General features: G+C 51.2%; 20 protein-coding genes. 6 read left to right on the top strand and 14 right to left on the bottom strand.

Features of this window, described 5'->3' with window-relative positions; genetic code table 11:
- Positions 1-92: 92 nt before the first annotated feature.
- Positions 93-1,283: an efflux MFS transporter YdeE gene (gene ydeE, locus KP80_RS05340; protein ID WP_052282556.1), complete on the top strand. Its 1,191-nt coding sequence runs from the start codon at positions 93-95 to the stop codon at positions 1,281-1,283.
- A 74-nt stretch (positions 1,284-1,357) separates the two neighbouring features.
- On the opposite strand, the gene KP80_RS05335 is transcribed toward ydeE, so the two are convergent.
- Together KP80_RS05335 and KP80_RS05330 are read right to left on the bottom strand one after the other, a co-directional pair.
- Entirely contained in the window at positions 1,358-2,464 is a 1,107-nt protein-coding gene (locus tag KP80_RS05335) for a cobalamin-independent methionine synthase II family protein (protein WP_052282555.1), read from the bottom strand.
- A 152-nt stretch (positions 2,465-2,616) separates the two neighbouring features.
- Positions 2,617-3,015, bottom strand: a complete 399-nt coding sequence (locus KP80_RS05330) for a rhodanese-like domain-containing protein (RefSeq protein ID WP_052282554.1) — start codon at positions 3,013-3,015, stop codon at positions 2,617-2,619.
- 85 nt (positions 3,016-3,100) lie between these two features.
- Between KP80_RS05330 and ftrA the strand changes: the two genes are divergently transcribed.
- Both ftrA and mgtS read left to right on the top strand, forming a co-directional pair.
- Positions 3,101-4,090: a transcriptional regulator FtrA gene (gene ftrA / locus KP80_RS05325; RefSeq protein WP_052282553.1), complete on the top strand. Its 990-nt coding sequence runs from the start codon at positions 3,101-3,103 to the stop codon at positions 4,088-4,090.
- Between the two features lie 82 nt (positions 4,091-4,172).
- The gene (gene mgtS / locus KP80_RS23030; protein WP_156315592.1) at positions 4,173-4,268 is read left to right on the top strand and encodes a protein MgtS; all 96 of its coding nucleotides are present in this window, start codon (positions 4,173-4,175) and stop codon (positions 4,266-4,268) included.
- A 136-nt stretch (positions 4,269-4,404) separates the two neighbouring features.
- Here mgtS and KP80_RS23025 read toward each other — a convergent pair whose 3' ends face one another.
- Together KP80_RS23025 and dcp are read right to left on the bottom strand one after the other, a co-directional pair.
- Positions 4,405-4,575 carry a hypothetical protein gene (locus KP80_RS23025; RefSeq protein ID WP_156315584.1) on the bottom strand — a complete coding sequence of 57 codons (171 nt, stop codon included), beginning with the start codon at positions 4,573-4,575 and terminating at the stop codon, positions 4,405-4,407.
- A 342-nt stretch (positions 4,576-4,917) separates the two neighbouring features.
- Positions 4,918-6,963, bottom strand: coding sequence for a peptidyl-dipeptidase Dcp (gene dcp, locus KP80_RS05320; protein WP_052282552.1), 2,046 nt, complete (start codon positions 6,961-6,963; stop codon positions 4,918-4,920).
- A gap of 144 nt (positions 6,964-7,107) precedes the next feature.
- Between dcp and ydfG the strand changes: the two genes are divergently transcribed.
- Both ydfG and KP80_RS05310 read left to right on the top strand, forming a co-directional pair.
- A complete protein-coding gene (gene ydfG / locus KP80_RS05315) occupies positions 7,108-7,857 on the top strand; it encodes a bifunctional NADP-dependent 3-hydroxy acid dehydrogenase/3-hydroxypropionate dehydrogenase YdfG (protein ID WP_052282551.1) in 750 nt (249 codons plus the stop codon).
- Positions 7,858-7,949: 92 nt separating this feature from the next.
- Entirely contained in the window at positions 7,950-8,636 is a 687-nt protein-coding gene (locus KP80_RS05310; RefSeq protein WP_052282550.1) for a GntR family transcriptional regulator, read from the top strand.
- A 32-nt stretch (positions 8,637-8,668) separates the two neighbouring features.
- Here KP80_RS05310 and KP80_RS05305 read toward each other — a convergent pair whose 3' ends face one another.
- The 9 genes from KP80_RS05305 to KP80_RS05270 form a co-directional block, all read right to left on the bottom strand.
- Complete coding sequence (locus tag KP80_RS05305; RefSeq protein WP_052282549.1) at positions 8,669-9,097, bottom strand: universal stress protein; 429 nt, start codon at positions 9,095-9,097, stop codon at positions 8,669-8,671.
- 193 nt (positions 9,098-9,290) lie between these two features.
- On the bottom strand, positions 9,291-9,776 hold the full coding sequence (locus KP80_RS05300) for an FUSC family protein (RefSeq protein ID WP_052282548.1): 486 nt from the start codon (positions 9,774-9,776) through the stop codon (positions 9,291-9,293).
- 220 nt (positions 9,777-9,996) lie between these two features.
- Complete coding sequence (locus KP80_RS05295; RefSeq protein WP_052282547.1) at positions 9,997-10,467, bottom strand: hypothetical protein; 471 nt, start codon at positions 10,465-10,467, stop codon at positions 9,997-9,999.
- A 318-nt stretch (positions 10,468-10,785) separates the two neighbouring features.
- Positions 10,786-10,938 (bottom strand): hypothetical protein, encoded by a 153-nt coding sequence (locus tag KP80_RS23020; RefSeq protein ID WP_156315582.1) that lies wholly within the window; start codon positions 10,936-10,938, stop codon positions 10,786-10,788.
- 176 nt (positions 10,939-11,114) lie between these two features.
- Positions 11,115-12,572, bottom strand: coding sequence for a mannitol dehydrogenase family protein (locus KP80_RS05290; protein ID WP_052282546.1), 1,458 nt, complete (start codon positions 12,570-12,572; stop codon positions 11,115-11,117).
- 159 nt (positions 12,573-12,731) lie between these two features.
- Positions 12,732-14,273: an MFS transporter gene (locus KP80_RS05285; protein WP_052282545.1), complete on the bottom strand. Its 1,542-nt coding sequence runs from the start codon at positions 14,271-14,273 to the stop codon at positions 12,732-12,734.
- A 26-nt stretch (positions 14,274-14,299) separates the two neighbouring features.
- Complete coding sequence (uxaC, locus tag KP80_RS05280) at positions 14,300-15,706, bottom strand: glucuronate isomerase (RefSeq protein ID WP_052282544.1); 1,407 nt, start codon at positions 15,704-15,706, stop codon at positions 14,300-14,302.
- Between the two features lie 47 nt (positions 15,707-15,753).
- Positions 15,754-16,968 carry a starvation-sensing protein RspA gene (gene rspA, locus KP80_RS05275; RefSeq protein WP_052282543.1) on the bottom strand — a complete coding sequence of 405 codons (1,215 nt, stop codon included), beginning with the start codon at positions 16,966-16,968 and terminating at the stop codon, positions 15,754-15,756.
- 155 nt (positions 16,969-17,123) lie between these two features.
- Complete coding sequence (locus KP80_RS05270; protein ID WP_052282542.1) at positions 17,124-17,450, bottom strand: YnfA family protein; 327 nt, start codon at positions 17,448-17,450, stop codon at positions 17,124-17,126.
- Positions 17,451-17,600: 150 nt separating this feature from the next.
- Between KP80_RS05270 and KP80_RS05265 the strand changes: the two genes are divergently transcribed.
- Positions 17,601-17,942: a DUF1283 family protein gene (locus KP80_RS05265; RefSeq protein WP_052282541.1), complete on the top strand. Its 342-nt coding sequence runs from the start codon at positions 17,601-17,603 to the stop codon at positions 17,940-17,942.
- 38 nt (positions 17,943-17,980) lie between these two features.
- On the opposite strand, the gene KP80_RS05260 is transcribed toward KP80_RS05265, so the two are convergent.
- Positions 17,981-18,691 carry a YnfC family lipoprotein gene (locus tag KP80_RS05260; protein ID WP_052282540.1) on the bottom strand — a complete coding sequence of 237 codons (711 nt, stop codon included), beginning with the start codon at positions 18,689-18,691 and terminating at the stop codon, positions 17,981-17,983.
- Between the last annotated feature and the right edge of the window lie 4 nt (positions 18,692-18,695).

Below are 18,695 nucleotides of genomic sequence, written 5' to 3'. Positions count from 1 at the left end.
CCGACACCTGCACCGCTATACAAGCTTCTTATGGCGTGATATTTGTGAAAGGGATAACAAAACCAAGACAACAACACCATTTGGGCAAGAAAATGAAACCAACGACCAGACGATCCACGATTGCGCTGTTGGCATCGTCATTGCTGTTAACTATCGGGCGCGGTGCCACACTCCCCTTTATGACCATCTACCTCACCCGGCAATACGCCATGAAGGTAGATACCATCGGCTATGCCATGTCTATCGCGCTGGTAGTCGGCGTGGTCTTCAGCCTTGGCTTCGGCATCCTGGCCGACAAGTTTGATAAAAAGCGCTACATGTTGATTGCCGTGGCCTTTTTCATCGCCGGATTTGTTGCCATTCCACTGGTGAATAGCATTCCGCTGGTGGTGTTCTTCTTCGCCCTGATTAACTGTTCCTATTCGGTCTTTTCAACCGTCCTGAAAGCCTATTTTTCCGATACACTGGCCGCCAGCACCAAGGCACGGGTGTTCTCACTGAACTACTCATTTTTGAATATTGGCTGGACCATTGGCCCGCCGATTGGCACGTTGCTGGTGATGCACAGCATTAATTTGCCGTTCTGGCTGGCCGCGATTTGTGCCGCCTTCCCGCTGCTGTTTATTCAGCGCTACGTTGAACGTCTAACCCCCGGTGAGATGACGGAGAAACCCGTCGCCTGGTCACCATCAGTGCTGCTGCATGACCGGGCGCTGCTGTGGTTTACCCTTTCCGGACTGCTGGCCTCTTTCGTCGGCGGATCGTTTGCCTCCTGTTTGTCTCAGTACGTACTGACCATCGGTGACAGTACCTTTGCCGAAAAAGTGGTGGCGGTGATCCTGCCGGTCAACGCTGCGGTAGTCGTCACGCTGCAGTACGCCATTGGGCGCAAATTAACGGCCAATAACCTGCGCCCGCTAATGACCTTCGGAACCATCTGCTACGTACTGGGGCTGGCAGGCTTTATGCTGTCAGGCAACAATCTGGTGTACTGGGGGCTCGCGGCCGCCGTCTTCACTCTTGGCGAGATAATTTATGCTCCGGGTGAATACATGTTGATCGATAACATCGCGCCACCGGGCATGAAAGCCAGCTACTTCTCCGCCCAGGCGTTGGGTTGGTTGGGGGCGGCATTTAACCCACTGTTGACCGGGCAGATCCTCACGCATTTCCCGCCGTTAACGCTGTTCCCTATCATGATGATTGCCATCGTGCTGGCTTGGGCACTGATCTTCCGCGGCATCAAAGCCAGTACCTGGCGTCCGGAATTGAACGCTATCTAAGTTCACACACAGCAAAACGCCACCCGACAATCGTTTCCGACCATCGGGTGGCGTCATACTTATCCGCTGAAATCTTACGCCCAAACCTGGGCGGCAATTCCCGTTACCAAACGCACTTTATCCCATTGCTGTTGTTCGGACAGGCTATTACCTTCTTCCGTGGAAGCAAAACCACACTGCGGGCTAAGGCAGATTTGGCCCAGCGCGACATGTTTTGCCGCCTCTGCCACGCGCGCTTTAACCCCTTCCGGATTTTCCAGCTCGCCGTTTTTGGTGGTGATAAGACCCAGCACGACTTTCTGTTCACCTTTAGGGACAAAACGCAGCGGCGCAAAATCACCGGAACGGTCGTTGTCGTATTCCAGGAAGAACGCATCCACTTTGACGCGACCGAAGAGAATTTCTGCCACCGGCTCATAGCCGCCTTCAGAAATCCACGTTGAACGGAAGTTACCGCGACAAACGTGCAGACCGATAATCAGATCGTCAGGTTTACCTTCCAGCGCGCGGTTCAGTACATCGGCATAGATAGCCGCTAACTGGTCCGGATCGTCGCCGCGCTCACGAACCTGACGGCGCTGCTCATCGGAACACAGATAGGCCCAGACAGTGTCATCAAGCTGCAAATAGCGGCAACCTGCGTCATAGAAGGCACGGATCGCATCACGCCAGGTATCAGCCAGGTCATTAAAGTAGTCTGCTAAATCTGGGTATACCGTGGCATCAATATCTTTACGCCCACCGCGGAAGTGCAGCACGCTTGGGCTTGGAATGGTCATTTTCGGCGTTGCCTCGCCGCTGATGCTTTTCAGAAAGCGGAAATCTTCCAGCATTGGATGCTCACCAAAACCCAGTTTTCCCGTCACGCGGATACCATGGGCACGGGTTTGCACGCCGTTAAACTGGATACCTTTATCGGAGTCATAGCGTTCAACGCCCTGCAGGCCGTCAAAGAAATCAAAATGCCACCAGGCACGGCGGAACTCACCGTCGGTCACCACATGCAGGCCACAGTCACACTGATGCTGCACCACACGGCGGATTTCCGCATCCTCAACGGCGCGAAGCTGCTGCGCGTCGATTTCACCGTCAGCGAACTGCTGGCGTGCCTGCTTAATGGCCAGCGGGCGTAAGAAACTGCCAACGATGTCGGCGCGATAAGGTGCGTGTTGATGTGGCATGCGATTCTCCTTATTCACTCGGACAAACTGGTTGCCCTGAGTGATAATGTATTATTTGAATTATTTAGCCTTCTGGACGGCTATATGTCCAAATACTGTCATCCATCACCGGCGCTGGCAAACGAGAAAATTTCATCACACGTGAAGAAAATTCATGTTCCACTGCTAAATGCAAAACCTTCGTCTTCCCAGCCGGTAATCCCACCCAGCATTAATTTTACCGGACGGCCCAGCTCGGCAAGCTTCAGCGCGGCGCGGTCGGCACCGTTGCAATGTGGTCCTGCGCAATAGACGACAAACAGCGTGTCCTCTGGCCATTCCTGCATTTTCTCGCCGGTGATCTCCGCGTGACGAAGATGAATAGCTCCGGGAATATGGCGACGAGCAAAAGCTTCCGGGCTGCCGACAACATGCAGCAGTACAAAATCGGCATCATGCTGCTGCATTGAGGCGTAAACATCGGCGCAATCGGTCTCCAGCGCCAGTCGCTGACGAAAGTGGACGGTGGCCAGAGGCGAAGGCGCTGCAGGGTATTCAGTTACATAACTCATCGTTTATTCTCCTGTTATATGTTACCTCTATGGCAACAACCGCTTGAGTATATACAGGCCGCTTGCATGAGGACTGCCCGCAGAAATGACAGAAAACAGCCATAAAATGACAAAGTTAGCCCCACTGATTGTAGTGCTCGCCTATGACGGCCTTTGTACCTTTGAATTTGGTGTGGCGGTGGAGATTTTTGGCCTACCTCGACCGGAAATGGGTGAGAACTGGTATCGCTTTGCCGTGGCTGCGATTGATGAAGGTGAACTACGCGCCACGGGCGGCGTGAGGGTCATGGCTGATGGCGATCTCAGCCTCCTTGAGCAGGCGGATACGATTGTTGTTCCCGGCTGGCGCGGAGGCAATAGCCTGGTACCGGAGGCGCTTTGTCAGGCATTGGTCAGTGCGAATCAACGCGGCTGCCGGGTATTATCCATCTGTTCCGGCGTGTTTGTGCTCGCGGCAGCGGGTCTGCTGACTGGAAAAAGGGCCACCACCCACTGGCGCTATACCGAAGATTTGCAGCAGCGTTTTCCTGATATCCGCGTGGTCGAGGATGTGCTCTATATTGCGGAGGAGTCGGTGTTTACCTCAGCCGGCAGTGCGGCGGGAATTGATTTATGTCTGCACGTGGTGCGTCTGGACTACGGGCTTGAGATCGCCAACCAGGTGGCACGTCGATTAGTTATCCAGCCGCATCGCGACGGCGCGCAGAAACAGCATATTGAACAGCCGGTAGCACGCTCCCGCGAAAGTCAAAGGCTGGGGATGTTATATGATTTTCTCTATCAGAATCTGGCCGGGAGCCATAGCGTGCGATCGCTTGCCGAGCGGGTAGGAATGAGTGAACGCACCTTCCTGCGGCGTTTCCAGGACGCTACCGGCAAAACCCCTGCCCGCTGGCTGCTCGATGAGCGTCTTCAATTAGCACAACATTACCTGGCCACACGTCGAGACAGTATGGAAAAGATCGCCGAATTAACCGGCTTTGGCAATGCGAAAAACTTGCGGCTGCGTTTTCAGCAACATTTAGCAATAAGCCCGCTGGCCTACCGTAAAAAGTTTACTGCAACAAATAATTAATTTAACAAATAACGCCGTTAGTCTACGTTTAAATGAGTACGCTAGAGGATGAGTGTCGTCGATCGTTAAAGCGGAGGTCATCATGCCGGATAATATGCAAGTTTTTGTTATTGCGATGGGTCTCATTCTTTTTTCCGGTTTTCTGACAGCCTATTTAAGCGGAAAGTGGAATGATTAACGGGCAAAAAAAACCGCCAGTAAAGCTGGCGGTATAAATGCTTGCATGGATAGATTTTCTTTCTACAGCTATCCTCCCTCCTGGAATAGATAACCGTTTCTGATAAGAATCCTATCATCACAATATTCAACTAACGCTAAACGGCGAGCGGATTCATTAAATCAGAATTCTTCCACGCTTTTTTACTCTGGCAGCTCGCTTTGCGCCCTGCCCACAATCTGCCGGAACGCGACTCCTGTAAGTCCTGATGCTCAGGACGGGTAGACCAGAGAGATTCGCGACGTGCTTTACGCTGGGATTTTTTCATTATAGCCTCCGGGCAGAATGTCGATATTAAATCCATTAACTCAACAAGTTACCCCTCAATAGTAACAAGGCTAATGCCGAGTTTCTTCAACAACTGCACGCATTTGTAAAGAGTGCGTGAGCCAGCGCACCAATTACCTTTCTCCCTTCGTACCCTACCGAAAATGTCAGGTTGCGTAACTGTTACCGTTACGTAAAACTGACGCGGTTGTCTTCACTCCAGGGAAGACAGCATGAATGCTCTATTTATTGTTCGACTTAACCCGCCAGCCCTGTGTGCGGGTTTTTTTTCTATTTTCCCGGCGTCAATGTGGACCACCGGGCGTTTTATCCAGAGATAATCTTAATCGCTCAATCCGCGATTTTTTAACATCGGAGCAATTAACGGATCGTGGCCGCGCCAGTCCCGGTAGAGTTGTTCCAGGCAGCTGCTATTACCCCGGGATAAAATAGCGTCACGGAAGCGCTGACCATTTTCACGATTTAAGCCACCGTGTTCCACAAACCACTGGTAACCATCATCGGCGAGCATTTGTGTCCACAAATAGGCGTAATACCCTGCCGCATACCCACCGCCAAAAATATGTGAGAAATAGCTGCTGCGATAGCGTGGCGGAACAGCGGCGAGATCGATATTTTCCTGGCGCAATATTTGTGTTTCAAATTCATCAACGTGATGCGGTAAAGCCGAGGTCTCCACGCTGTGCCAGTTCATATCCAGCAGAGCCGCACTCAGCAACTCGGTCATGTCATAACCTTTGTTGAAGTTTGCCGCCCGGAACAAACTGTCGCGCAGCGATTCCGGCATCGGTTCACCGGTTTCATGATGGCGCGCATAGTGGGCGAATACCTCAGGATGGCTAGCCCAGTGTTCGTTAATCTGCGAAGGGAACTCAACGAAATCGCGCGGCGTGTTGGTGCCGGAGAGCGTGACGTAGCGCTGGTTAGCGAACAGCCCATGCAACGCGTGTCCGAACTCATGGAATAATGTGATAACGTCGTCCCAGGAAATCAGCGCACTTTTACCTGCTACGGGTTTTGGGTAGTTGCACACGTTGTAGATGACCGGACGCGTGCCGAAAAGCGTAGACTGCGGCACAAAGTTATCCATCCACGCCCCGCCGCTTTTACTGTCACGCGCGAAGAAATCACCGTAAAACAGCGCCATCCCCTCACCGTCGGCGTCGAAAATCTCCCAGACACGCACATCAGGATGGTAGACAGGGAGATCAAAGCGTTCGACAAAACGGATACCGAACAGCTGGCTCGCCGACCAGAACACACCTTTCTCCAGCACGCTGTCGAGAGCAAACCACGGTTTAATTTGCGCTTCATCAATCGCATATTTCTCACGGCGTACCTGTTCTGAATAGAACAACCAGTCCCAGGCCTCGGCGTTAAAATGTTCGCCACTATCGTCGATAAGAGCCTGAATATCCGCCAGCTCGCTTTCAGCACGCGCTCGCGCTGCCGGGGTGATTTCACGCATAAAGTTAAAGGCGGCGGTTGGCGTTTTGGCCATCTGATCGGCCATGCTCCAGCTGGCGTAATCATCGTAGCCCATCAACTCCGCCTGCTTCGCCCGAATAGCCACCAGCCGCAGTAATCGTTCGCGGGTATCGTTATCGTCCCCCTGCTGATTACGCTGCCAGCCAGCCTTGAACAGTTTTTCACGCGTTTGACGTTGACGAAGCGACGCCAGTGCCGGCTGCTGCGTGGTGTTAACCAAAGGGATCAGCCAGCGTTCGGCAAAACCGCGATCGGATGCAGCAGCTGCGGCAGCTGCAATTTCATCGTCGCTAAAACCGTCCAGCTCTGCCGCGCTTTCGACCACTAATCCACCCGCTTTTGCCGCAGCGAGCAAACGCTGATGAAATTGGCTGCTTAGGGTGGCGGCTTCGGTATTTAAGGCTTTGAGCTCCGCTTTCTGTGTCTCTTCAAGCATGGCACCCGCCAAAATAAAGCGCTGATAAATGACCTCAACCAGACGCAGTGACTCTGCATCCAGTGCTAATTGGTGGCGCTGTTGCCATATATTTTGAATACGCTTAAACAGCGCATCATTAAGGTAAATATCGTTGGCTAACCCAGCCAATTCCGCCGAAAACTGCTCGTCCAGGCGTTGAATTTCATCGTTGCTGTGGGAGGCCGACATAGCAAAGAAAACCGAGGTGACTCTGGAGAGCATTTCACCGCTTTTTTCCAGCGCCACAAAGGTATTATCAAAACTCGCAGGCGCCGGGTTTTCCGCAATCTCAGTAATCTCCTGACGTTTGCGCTTCAGACCTTCGTCAAAAGCGGGACGATAGTGGCTGTCGTTGATTTCGTTAAACGGCGGTGCCTGGTAAGGCAGCGTGCTGCTGGAAAAAAATGGATTCATGACCGACATCGTGTGCTCCTGATTAAGACTTTGCCATAGAGTAGCAAGCCGTTGATAGACCGCAATGATTTCTCGGGCTATTGCGGTATCTTCCCCCAGATAAAGATAGCGTGCTATCGTGAGGACACATTAACGCGTTGAAGGAACAGAGAGATGATCGTACTGGTAACCGGGGCAACGGCGGGTTTTGGCGAATGCATCACACGCCGTTTTATTGCCAACGGGCATAAAGTGATTGCCACTGGCCGTCGCAACGAACGTTTAAAAACACTGAAAGATGAGTTGGGCGACAGCGTACTGACCGTACAGCTGGACGTGCGCAATCGCGCCGCCATCGAAGAAACCATTGCCAATCTTCCTGCCGAATGGCGCGAAATCGACATTCTGGTCAACAACGCCGGTCTGGCGCTGGGTTTGGAACCGGCGCATAAAGCCAGCGTCGAAGATTGGGAAGATATGATTGATACCAACAACAAAGGCCTGGTGTATATGACTCGCGCGGTTCTGCCGGGCATGGTCGAACGTAATCGCGGACATATTATCAATATCGGCTCCACTGCTGGCAGCTGGCCTTATGCCGGCGGCAACGTTTACGGCGCAACCAAAGCCTTTGTTCGTCAGTTCAGCCTGAACCTGCGCACCGATCTGCACGGCACAGCCGTTCGCGTGACCGACGTTGAGCCAGGCCTGGTAGGCGGCACCGAGTTTTCAAACGTCCGCTTTAAAGGTGACGACGCGAAAGCCGATAAAGCTTATCAAAACGCCAATGCGCTGACCCCGGAAGATGTCACCGAAGCGGTTTGGTGGGTTGCGACGCTGCCAAAACACGTTAACATCAATACCGTTGAAATGATGCCGGTTAGCCAAACATACGCTGGCCTGAGCGTTCATCGCCAAAGTTAGCATTAAATCCCGGCCCGACCGTCGGTCGGGTCTGGGCTAGAGGGTAAAAAAAGCGTAAAATAGCAGCTTAATCAGCTGATAAGAACGATTCAATGGCCGCCGAAACCCAACTGAACCCTACACAGCCCGTCAACCAACAGATCTATCGCATTCTGCGTCGTGATATTGTGCATTGTCTTATTGCACCAGGTACCCCGCTGTCTGAAAAAGAGGTCTCTCTGCGGTTTGACGTTTCCCGTCAGCCGGTACGCGAAGCATTTATTAAGCTTGCCGAGAACGGTCTTATTCAAATTCGCCCGCAGCGCGGTAGCTACGTTAATAAAATTTCGCTTTCACAAGTGCGTAACGGCTGCTTTGTCCGCCAGGCCATCGAGTGCGCCGTGGCACGTCGCGCAGCAACCATGATAACCGACGCGCAAAGCTATCAGCTTGAGCAGAATCTGCATCAGCAGCGTATTGCTATTGACCGTCAGCAGCTTAACGATTTTTTCCAGCTTGATGATGAATTCCATCAACTGCTTTCCAGTATTGCCGATTGCCAGCTGGCCTGGGATACCATCGAGAATATTAAAGCCGCCATTGACCGAGTGCGTTATATGAGCCTTGATCACGTCTCTTCTCCTGAAATGCTGCTGAAACAGCATCACGAAATCTTTGCCGCACTGGAGAAACGCGATGTCGATGCCGTAGATAAAGCCATGACTCAGCATCTACAAGAAATTAGCGAGTCGGTGTTACTTATTCGTCAGGAAAATCGCGATTGGTTTAGCGAAGAATAGTAAAAAGGCCTTCACAATGAAGGCCTTTTTTATTAGCGAACAACCATCGTAGGGATATTCGCGTAGCGCAGAATAGATTCTGCGTTTGACCCCAGCAAATGAGTACTCATTCCCCGCTGACGTGACCCGATGACAATGACATCGTACTCACCGGTTTTACTCATCGCCAAAATCTCATCGCGAATATTGCCAAAGCGGACTTCGGTATGCAGACGCTCAGATGGCATATCAAATAAGCGCTGTAGGTTAACCATCTTTTTGGTGGATTCTGCCAGCATGTAGTCCTCAAACTTTTTAATATCTGAGGCGAAACCACGTAAAATTGAACGGTTGCTGTTAGGTAATACATTGAGTAGCGTAATTTCACCGCTTTCGCCTGCCAGATATACCGCATGACGAATCGCTTTATCGCTCAAATCCATTTCGAACACATCTACAGGCATGAGAATTTTTTTGTACATAGCCCGAGCTCCTTATTCCAGATAGTCCATTAATCTCCTGCTATAACCATGCCATAATTGTCTTCATGGACATAGTATTAATTGTTCACAATGATGTCTCATACATGAAAATAATCGTCCATTATTTCAAGTCTCTTGAGTTATTTTCAAGAAATGTAATATCTGCGCATTAAAACACGCTGAAACCGATAAATCATTGCACAGCCTTCTCGCGATACTGGAATGGGATGCAACAGGCCATCGCGACAGCGGCACCAATCATCACATCCAGGCAGCGCCACAATGCGACATGATAGTCGCCGGCAATCGGCGTTTGTACCACCACGGAAAACGTTACACCTATGAGCAATGCCATATACGGACGCTTACTCTGCGTGAAATAACCGCATAATAAAATAGTCAGCGCCACCCAAACCACGGCTGCGGGGAAACACCAAACTTCAAGGTATAGCGCTAGCATCCCGCAAGCGGCTCCGGTCAACGTGCCGCCTAACCGGTGACATGCCCTCTTGACGACATTCTCCGTCCGACTGTTTGGTCCCATCAGGACAATTAAGGTAATCAAAGGCCAGGTGCCATCCGGAATATGAAAGAATCGTACCATCCAGAACACAATCAGATAAGCAACAACCAGACGCGCACAGTGGTTGGCATGAAATTTATCGTGGAAAATCTTCATTTATTTAGTCCTGATACGTAAGCAATTTGCTCAAAAGCCCGCACAATTCCAAATAGCGCCGCCAATAAGACAGCGCCAAAGATAAAATTATTCATGGCGAATGGTTTATAAACTGAATAACGATTTAATCATGCCACAGCTAATTTCAGTTACCGTTATTTCATGCTTCAAGATCATAACGTCGTCTTAATTAACGTATTGCACCTGACTGTTTGATAAATTAATAGCCATTCAGCCCATTGGCAATGCGATTCAGCGCCTGCGTTTGCTGCCACGCATTCATATTCTGCTGCGCCTGCTGCATTTGCTGGTTGGCCAACTGCTGCTGTTGATATTCTTGCTGTTGCTGTTGAGCTGCGTACTGCTGAAGCTGAGCGCTAGCTGAAGCCCATGCCTGGCGCTGCTGTTGGGCCTGGATAGCCTCTTGCTGGGCGGCGTTTGCCCCCGTTTGCGCAAGCGTGGTGCATGTTCCCTGATCTAGAGTTAAGGCGTTGTGCGCTTCGCGGCTTTTGCCCTCCCCAATCACCTCCGCGACGCGGGCTGAATCCCCCACGGCCTGTGCGTGACCAAGTTCAGTACATAACGCGGTATCGGTCAACTGAATGGCCGGTGTGGGAGGAGTAGCGGCACAACCAGCAAGTAACGAGGCAGACAGCAATACAAAGAGATTGAAAGAGACAGGCAGTTTCATGATGGTTCCAGAGCGGAGTAAGCGCTCCGACGCAGACCTGCCTGCTTGGCTGGTGTGGTGGCAATGTGCCACCACATTAAATGTATGACAATTGAAAAATCATCACTACGATGAATGAATGAGATCTAATTGATGGCCGTCAATTTTTACGGGATATATCCTGCATCCCCAACCGTCCAGCACCATTCAGGGGAAATTTCCCCGTGTGATAACAAGGTAAATTCCTCACCTCCCCGTAACGCTAACGGGACGTCAACCGGGGTTCAAACAGCGCCATTCCGGGCCTGAATGATTCAGATGTTGGCAGCTCCGCCAATCCTATTTTTTTGCCGATTCCCGGCTGTTTTTTTCGTCTTTCAACAATTTAATAATCATTCCATTGATCGACTGACTTTCATCTTTTGCCATTTTCTCAAGAAAAACATAAAGCTCTGATGGAATACGTGAGGTGAATTTTCTGATGTCGGCCATAACCACTCCTTTTGTGTGGTGGCAATGTGCCACCGAAGAAGCCGATCAACAAGCATAAAAAACCCGCCGAAGCGGGTTCATTCACAATGCTTGATAGGGATCAATTCAGGCCATTAACCGTTCTGCGGTACATGTTCCAGAATGAGAAACCCGTAGGCTAGAACGCCGTCTTTCTATCAGGCGGTATATTCCGCAACGGTAGCTTTCGCACCTTTGCTCACAAGCGACAGATAAGCGTTAGTCACCTGGTCGACAAATTTGCCGTTCAGCGGCAGATCGTTACCAAAGATCGCTTCGATGGCCAGCAACGCTTTCACGCGGGATTCGCCTTCTTTGCTTTGTGCAACGGCCGCCTGAATCACCGGCAGCAGTGGGTCGCAGACTTCAATCGCGTTCCCCTGCTCATCCACGCCGCCCACGTAGCGCATCCAGCCAGCGACGCCTAAGGCTAACAGGGTAAAACTGCTATTGTCTGCCAGATGCCAGCGTACGGAATCGAGCATACGCTGTGGTAACTTCTGGCTCCCATCCATCGCGATCTGCCAGGTGCGGTGACGCAGCGCCGGGTTGGTATAACGCGCAATCAACAGATCGGCGTAGCGCGCCAGATCGACATTCTGCACTTTCAGCGTTGGCGCCTGCTCTTTTAACATTAAATCATGCGCCGCGCGGCGGTAGTTCTCATCACCCATGCAGTCGTTGATATGCTGGTAACCTGCCAGATAGCCCAGATACGCGAGGAAAGAGTGGCTGCCGTTCAGCATACGCAGCTTCATCTCTTCAAAGGGGATAACGTCATTGACCAGCTCCGCTCCCGCTTTTTCCCACGCCGGACGACCCGCGACAAAGTTATCTTCGATAACCCACTGACGGAACGGTTCGCAGGCGACACCCGCCGGATCGCGAACGCCGGTCAGTTGTTCGATTTTATCCAGCGTTTCTGCCGTCACGGCAGGCACAATACGGTCAACCATTGTTGACGGGAACGTCACGTGGGATTCAATCCAGTCCGCAAGATCTGCATCAACAGCGCGCGCGTAGGCACATACCACGTTACGCATCACGTGGCCGTTTTCCGGCATGTTATCGCAGGACATCACGCTGAATGCCGGTAGACCCGCCGCTTTACGACGCGCCAGCGCTTCAACTACCACGCCCGGTGCGGATTTCGGCTGGTGCGGGTTCTGCAAGTCAGCCACAATAAATGGATGATCGAGCATCAGTTGGCCGGTTGCCGGTGAGTGGCAATAGCCTTTTTCGGTAATGGTCAGGGAGACGATGGCAACCTGAGGCTCGCACATTTTTGCCAGCACGGTTTCCAGGCCATCAACCTGGGCGTGCAGCGCGTCTTTGACGACACCGACTACGCGAGCAGTCCAGGCATCAGCCGACATTTCTGCCACGGTGTATAAATTGTCCTGATGATTCAGGTCGGCAATCTGCTGCTCACCGCCAATCAGGTTAACTTCGGTATAACCCCAATCGCTGCCGTGTTCTGCGGCAAGGATATCGGCATAGACAGCCTGATGAGCGCGATGGAACGCACCAAAGCCAAGGTGTACGATACGGGACACCAGTTTGCTGCGGTCGTAGGTCGGGAGAGTTGCCTTAGCGGTTAATAGCTTATTCTGCATCTTTTTGACTCACTGTAGAGAACGTTGATTGCCATACTAGATTAACGAGTTCATTCGACGTGTTTTTGATTTGCGTTAACTTATTGGTGATTGGTATGACATGATTTTTAAGTTGTGTGACAGCATAGGCAAAACCTACCTATGCTGTCAGCGGTATCGTTAGTGCGCCCGAGCGGGGCGAGACGTTTGTTCCTCAACGTTCTGAGGTTCGTTCCACAGATCGTCATACGAGTAACCGGTCAGGTCTTCGACGATATGCCGAGCCTGCGGTGTAACGTCCAGTTTCGAACCGTTGGCCTTCAGGCGCTCCACTTCATCGACAAAAATCTTGTGCGTCTGTTTATTCAGATGGAAGGTCAATGCCTGCCACAGAGCAATCAGGAGCAGACCCGCCGTACCGATAAACAGCATCATGGCGATGGTATTGACCGCACTTTCCGGCTGCACTTGGCTGCCCTTCACAAAACCGCCCTCTTGCAGCATCACACCGACGGCGAACGTCGCAATTGCCACCGTGGTTTTGCGAGAGAACGTCATAACTGCAGCAAACAGCCCTTCACGACGCTGCCGGGTAATCATCTCATCAATATCAGGGATGAATGGGAAGACGTTCCACGGCGTAAACTCCAGTACGCAGCGCCCCACCTGATACAGCGCGGCCAGCACCAGCAGAATGGTGACTTTGTTGTCAGTCGGGAACTGGTAAACCATAAACAACCCGGCAAGACACAGCATCATCAGCGTATAAGCGAAGACATACAGCCGCGATGGACCAAATTTGATAATCGCCACACCCGCTAACAACGTCACCGGCAGACCCACGATACTCATCGACAACAGCGTGCCCGACAACGAAGACGAGACATTCAGGCAGTAAACGCAGAAGAAGACAAACACCGTGTTATAGACATCTTTCGCCGTAAAGGAGAACAGATAAATTGCCAGGTGCTTTCTGAACGCACGAACTTTCAGCGTGGAGTAGTACTCTTTAAACAGGCTGCCCACGGCCGCCACTTTCTCCATAAAGGACGTCGGCTGGCGGTGGCTTTCCAGTTCAGCCTGCATTTCTGGCGTTAATTCGCGCTCCCAGGTCACTTTCCAGGAGATAAACACGCACAGCATAAACAGCACCGAGAAGACGACGCCGTTAATAAAATACGCGTGCGGATCGTGCTCACCAAAGTGGCTGATCAACAGCCCCGGAATGAAGGTTGCCAGAAACGTGCCGGAGGCCGACAGGAACATACGGCAGGTAGAGAGTTTGGTACGGGAGTTGAAGTCTTTGGTCATTTCCGATGGCAGTGTTTCCCACGGAATAAGCACCATCGCCGCAATCACTTCAAAGGCCAGATATACCGCCAAATAGAACCAGAAACTCATACCGGTTACCCACAGCAGCGTGTAGACCAGCATCAGCGGAGCGCCAATCAGCAGGAAGAAGCGGCGACGACCAAATCTTTTGCCTAATGCATTTTTATAGAAGTGGTCAGTAAAGCTGCCCATAAACAGGCTGACTATCGCATCAACAATACGCGCAATAGCGACAATTGATGCAGCCTCGACCGGCGATAAACCGACAAATGTTGTGTAAAAGAATAAAAGCCAGGCGCCAATAACGGTAAACGCACCGCCACCCATGATATCTGTTAAGCCATAGCCAATACTGACGGGAATTGTTATTTTTCTATTAGTACGAGACATGTTCTACCCTCATTTAAGGAAGGACGTTAGAATCTAAAATAATTAACCGCATTGTCGTGACATATATTTCTAACCATCCGCGTTAAAATCCTGTCGTTATCAGGAATTTCCCCACGGTCAACCCAACTGCCTATTAAATTGCAAAGAATCCGACGAAAATAATCATGACGTGTGTAAGAAACCAAACTCCGGGAGTCGGTAAGCATGCCAACAAAGTGCATCAATAAACCCTGGTCAGCTAAACTATTAAGCTGATTCTCCATACCGCGACGGGTATCGTTAAACCACCAGCCGGAACCAAACTGCATCGGTGATTTCACACCGTCTTCGCCCGACTGGAAATTCGCAATGGTGGTGGCAACAATATCGTTATAGCTGGCGTTAAGATTGTAGAGAATGGTTTTTGGTAACCCATCCGCCTTCGCCATTGCATCGAGCAACGAGTTCAAACCGGCAGCCAGATTGCTTTGGTCGGCGATGGAATCAAACCCGGTATTCATTCCAAGTTGTTGGTACATTTTGCTGTTGTTGCTGCGAATCGCACCGAAGTGAATCTGCATTGCCCAGCCGCGCTGTTTGTATTCCTTTGCGAGCATGACAAAGATCGCACTGCTTAACTGCGCCCCTTCTAGCCCATTTAATGCTTTCCCCCCGCGCTTTTGGCAGAACAACGCGTTAACGTGTTGCTCATCCGCCGCCTGATATTCCACAGCTACCGGACCGTGATCGGAAATACGGCATCCCGATTCATGGAACCAGTCGATACGCTGCGCGAGAGCGGCTGAAAAATTCGCAAACGAGTCAATATTCTGGCCGGTCAGCGCCGCCAGTTTATCGACAAAGCGCGCGAAGACACTTGCATCAGGCTCAAAAACATCATCCGGACGGAACGTCGGCAAAACGCGGGGTTTAAAGGTTGCGTCCTGCTGCAGCAAACGATGGTATTCCAGCGAGTCTAACGGCGCGTCGGTAGTGCAGATAACTTCCACATTAGAACGCATAATCAAGCTACGCGGCGTAAAGTCATCGCTAGCCATCTGCTGATTACAGTGCTGCATAATGCGTTGCCAGTTTTCACTGCTTAGCATCTCATTGCAGGCAAAGTATTTATTTAATTCTAAATGCGTCCAGTGATATAGCGGATTGCCAAATGACGCCTCCACCGTTTCAGCCCACGCTTTAAATTTTTCATCTGCACTGGCATCCCCGGTAATAAAATGTTCTGCAATTCCGTTAGCACGCATTGCACGCCATTTATAATGGTCACCCGCCAGCCATAGCTGAGTAATATTCTTAATTCTTTTATTTTCGTATATTTCTTTAGCATCAAGGTGACAGTGATAGTCGATGATCGGTAATTGTGCTGCGACTTCTTTATATAACCGAACACCGACTTCACTCTCGATCATGAAACGATCGTTAATGAAGTCCATGTTATTTCTCGCTAATAATGATTAAGAAAATGAAAAAGTTAATTGACTTACCAGTTCCACAGCGTGCCATCTTCCAGACGCGCTACCGGCAAATACGCAGGTTCATACGGATATTTGGCCGCCAGCTTTTCATCAAACTCGATACCTAAGCCCGGTTTATCACCTGGGTGCATATAGCCGTTATCAAAGGTCCAGCTGTGCGGGAAGACTTCCAGCATCTGCTCGGAATAGCCCATATATTCCTGAACGCCAAAGTTCGGTACCCACAGATCAAAGTGCAGCGCTGCCGCCATGCAAACAGGGGAAAGATCGGATGGGCCGTGGGAGCCGGTACGGACCTGGTAGAGGGAGGCAAAGTCAGCAATGCGGCGCATCCCGGTAATGCCACCTGCGTGGGTAATGGTGGTGCGGATATAGTCAATCAGCTGCTCTTCAATCAGCTGTTTACAATCCCAGATGCTGTTAAACACTTCACCGACCGCAATAGGTGTCACAGTATGCTGACGAATCAGACGGAAACATTCCTGGTTCTCTGCTGGGGTTGGATCTTCCATCCAGAACAGCCGGTATTGCTCAATGCTTTTACCAAACCGCGCCGCTTCAATTGGCGTCAGACGGTGGTGCATATCATGGAGCAGGTGTTCGTCAAAGCCAAACTGATTACGGACGGCATCAAACAGTTTTGGCGTGAAATCGAGATACTTTTCCGTCGACCACAGCTGCTCTTCAGGCCATTGACCTTTGGTCGCCGGTTCATACGCCAGGCCCTTGCCTTTTGACATCCCGTAAGTGGTTTTCATTCCCGGTACGCCGCACTGCACGCGAATGGCTTTAAAGCCCATCTCTTTGTGACGCGCGTAATCTTCCAGCACTTCATCAATGGTCCGCCCGGTGGTGTGACAATAAACCATGACGCCTTCACGGGACGCCCCCCCCAGCAACTGGTAAAGCGGCATGTTGGCCGCTTTGGCTTTAATGTCCCACAGCGCCATATCGATGGCCGAAATGGCCGACATGGTCACCGGGCCGCGACGCCAATAAGCGCCTTTATAGAAGAACTGCCAGATATCTTCGATGCGGTGAGCATCGCGCCCTACCAGCTGCGGGCACAGATGATCTTTCAGATAGGATGCCACCGGCAGCTCGCGGCCGTTCAACGTGGCATCGCCGTAGCCGATCAATCCGCTATCGGTGGTAATTTTCAATGTGACAAAGTTACGACCAGGACAGGTTACAAAAACCTCAGCACCCACAATTTTCATCTTCAATCCTTACATCTCATCGGTTAGTGAGCGAAATTTACGCCCTGAACTACTACCATACAAGTATAGAGATCAAAAATGCCGAGAGGGATCACAAAATAAAGGGGATGAATCAGGAGAGATGAAAAGCCCACACCTCAGCATGGGCAGCGGATTTAGCCCCGCCCCCAGCCAGCAACAATAATCAGCATCCCGCACAGTGCAACCGCCGCGCCGAGCCAATCGTAGAGAGTCAACTTTTCGCCTTCCACCACCCGAAGCCACAGCAGCGCAGTGAAGATGTAAACCCCGCCATAGGCTGCATAAACCCGCCCGCTGGCGGCAGGATGTAGTGTTAAAAGCCATACAAACATGGCCAGTGCCAGACCCGCAGGTACCAGCAGTAGCGGCGTTGCGCCCCGCTTCAGCCATAACCAGGGTAAATAGCAACCAATAATTTCACACAGTGCAGTCGCGAAAAATAACAGTGAGGTCTTTAACATGATGATTCATTGATAATTGAAGGGATTACCCATCATACGGAAAAAATCAGGCGATTCGACCACGTTTTTTTCGCAGGTATGCCAGCCGAAAGAGATGTAGTAGACTGAAGTCAGGAGTTATCGTATTCACTATCTCAAAGGAACATGCAAATGAAAATTACACTTGGCAAACGCCTGTGCCTGACGGCAATGCTCGCGCTGGGTGCCATCGTGTACACCGCATCTGCCTCTGCTGAAACCAACAAACTGGTTATCGAATCTGGCGATAGCGCCCAGAGCCGCCAGAATGCAGCGATGGACAAAGAGCAGTGGAACGACACCCGCCAATTGCGCCAGAAGGTCAACAAACGCGCGGAAAAAGAGTGGGATAAAACCGATGTTGCTTTTGACGCCCGCGATAAATGTCAGCAAAGCCCGAACGTCAATGCGTACTGGGAACCTAACACCTTGCGTTGCCTCGACCGTTCAACCGGTCGCTCAATCAACCCATAGTGTTAAAAGGGCGCCATCGGCGCCCTTCTCATTTCGACTCAGTAGTACTCAATCGTATTTTTAATGGTGTAGTGCTGCGTCACCGGAGGCTTTGCACTTTCATCGACAATTTTAAGTTCGCAGCTCACGGGATTATCGTGTCGGTCGTATTGACAACTCTGCGTAACGTTGGCAATCGGCAGCTTATTCAGCAGGCTGACTGCGGTGTAATCGAGTTTTTTACGCCCATCCTGCGACGGCGTCGAAACCACCGACAGCGTCTTGTCCTTCACCGTTGAGGTTTTCCCTAAAGGGTAACCTTCACCGTCATAGCGGTAATCCACTTCGCTCTCTTTACTGAGCGCTTTCACCACAAATCCATTGTCATCGGTTTCCCAGGCAACTCCCGCCGACGGAAATTCAGCCAACTGGCATTTCCCCTGTAAACGCACCCGCTTCTCGCGCGTCACGCCATCCAGATAGTAGTTTGCATCAAGCACCAGCAGCGCGGCGGTATCTTCTTCAATATTGTGAAACTCCAACAAATCAAAGCAGCCTTCACGAGACAGCTGCGCGCTGACCCGCTTTGCCACCTCACCTTTCTCATTAAGCAGCGTCTGGCTGAAGTCTTTCACCGGACCGCGCAACGGATCGAAATCAAACTCATTAGAAAAGCTGGCCATTTCCGGCGTGTATGCCTCAGGCGAATCGTTTTTGTCGCAGCCGCTGAGTACCGTCATCACTGACGCCAATAAAATAAGTTTCTTCACACCG

Origin of the sequence: Kluyvera genomosp. 1, assembly GCF_001266615.1 — a bacterium.
In the GTDB taxonomy this organism is placed as follows: domain Bacteria; phylum Pseudomonadota; class Gammaproteobacteria; order Enterobacterales; family Enterobacteriaceae; genus Kluyvera; species Kluyvera cryocrescens_A.
Note: the sequence above shows the minus strand (reverse complement) of the source record. Positions and strands in the feature narration are given on the sequence as shown.

Coding starts and splice junctions, on each gene's coding strand:
- KP80_RS05310 (WP_052282550.1), top strand. CDS start 7,950: ATGGCCGCCGAAACCCAACTGAACCCTACACAGCCCGTCAACCAACAG.
- dcp (WP_052282552.1), bottom strand. CDS start 6,963: ATGTCGGTCATGAATCCATTTTTTTCCAGCAGCACGCTGCCTTACCAG.
- KP80_RS05285 (WP_052282545.1), bottom strand. CDS start 14,273: ATGTCTCGTACTAATAGAAAAATAACAATTCCCGTCAGTATTGGCTAT.
- KP80_RS05305 (WP_052282549.1), bottom strand. CDS start 9,097: ATGTACAAAAAAATTCTCATGCCTGTAGATGTGTTCGAAATGGATTTG.
- KP80_RS05300 (WP_052282548.1), bottom strand. CDS start 9,776: ATGAAGATTTTCCACGATAAATTTCATGCCAACCACTGTGCGCGTCTG.
- KP80_RS23025 (WP_156315584.1), bottom strand. CDS start 4,575: ATGAAAAAATCCCAGCGTAAAGCACGTCGCGAATCTCTCTGGTCTACC.
- KP80_RS05270 (WP_052282542.1), bottom strand. CDS start 17,450: ATGTTAAAGACCTCACTGTTATTTTTCGCGACTGCACTGTGTGAAATT.
- KP80_RS05335 (WP_052282555.1), bottom strand. CDS start 2,464: ATGCCACATCAACACGCACCTTATCGCGCCGACATCGTTGGCAGTTTC.
- ydeE (WP_052282556.1), top strand. CDS start 93: ATGAAACCAACGACCAGACGATCCACGATTGCGCTGTTGGCATCGTCA.
- ftrA (WP_052282553.1), top strand. CDS start 3,101: ATGACAGAAAACAGCCATAAAATGACAAAGTTAGCCCCACTGATTGTA.
- KP80_RS05290 (WP_052282546.1), bottom strand. CDS start 12,572: ATGCAGAATAAGCTATTAACCGCTAAGGCAACTCTCCCGACCTACGAC.
- KP80_RS23020 (WP_156315582.1), bottom strand. CDS start 10,938: ATGGCCGACATCAGAAAATTCACCTCACGTATTCCATCAGAGCTTTAT.
- mgtS (WP_156315592.1), top strand. CDS start 4,173: ATGCCGGATAATATGCAAGTTTTTGTTATTGCGATGGGTCTCATTCTT.
- rspA (WP_052282543.1), bottom strand. CDS start 16,968: ATGAAAATTGTGGGTGCTGAGGTTTTTGTAACCTGTCCTGGTCGTAAC.
- KP80_RS05265 (WP_052282541.1), top strand. CDS start 17,601: ATGAAAATTACACTTGGCAAACGCCTGTGCCTGACGGCAATGCTCGCG.
- KP80_RS05330 (WP_052282554.1), bottom strand. CDS start 3,015: ATGAGTTATGTAACTGAATACCCTGCAGCGCCTTCGCCTCTGGCCACC.
- KP80_RS05295 (WP_052282547.1), bottom strand. CDS start 10,467: ATGAAACTGCCTGTCTCTTTCAATCTCTTTGTATTGCTGTCTGCCTCG.
- uxaC (WP_052282544.1), bottom strand. CDS start 15,706: ATGGACTTCATTAACGATCGTTTCATGATCGAGAGTGAAGTCGGTGTT.
- ydfG (WP_052282551.1), top strand. CDS start 7,108: ATGATCGTACTGGTAACCGGGGCAACGGCGGGTTTTGGCGAATGCATC.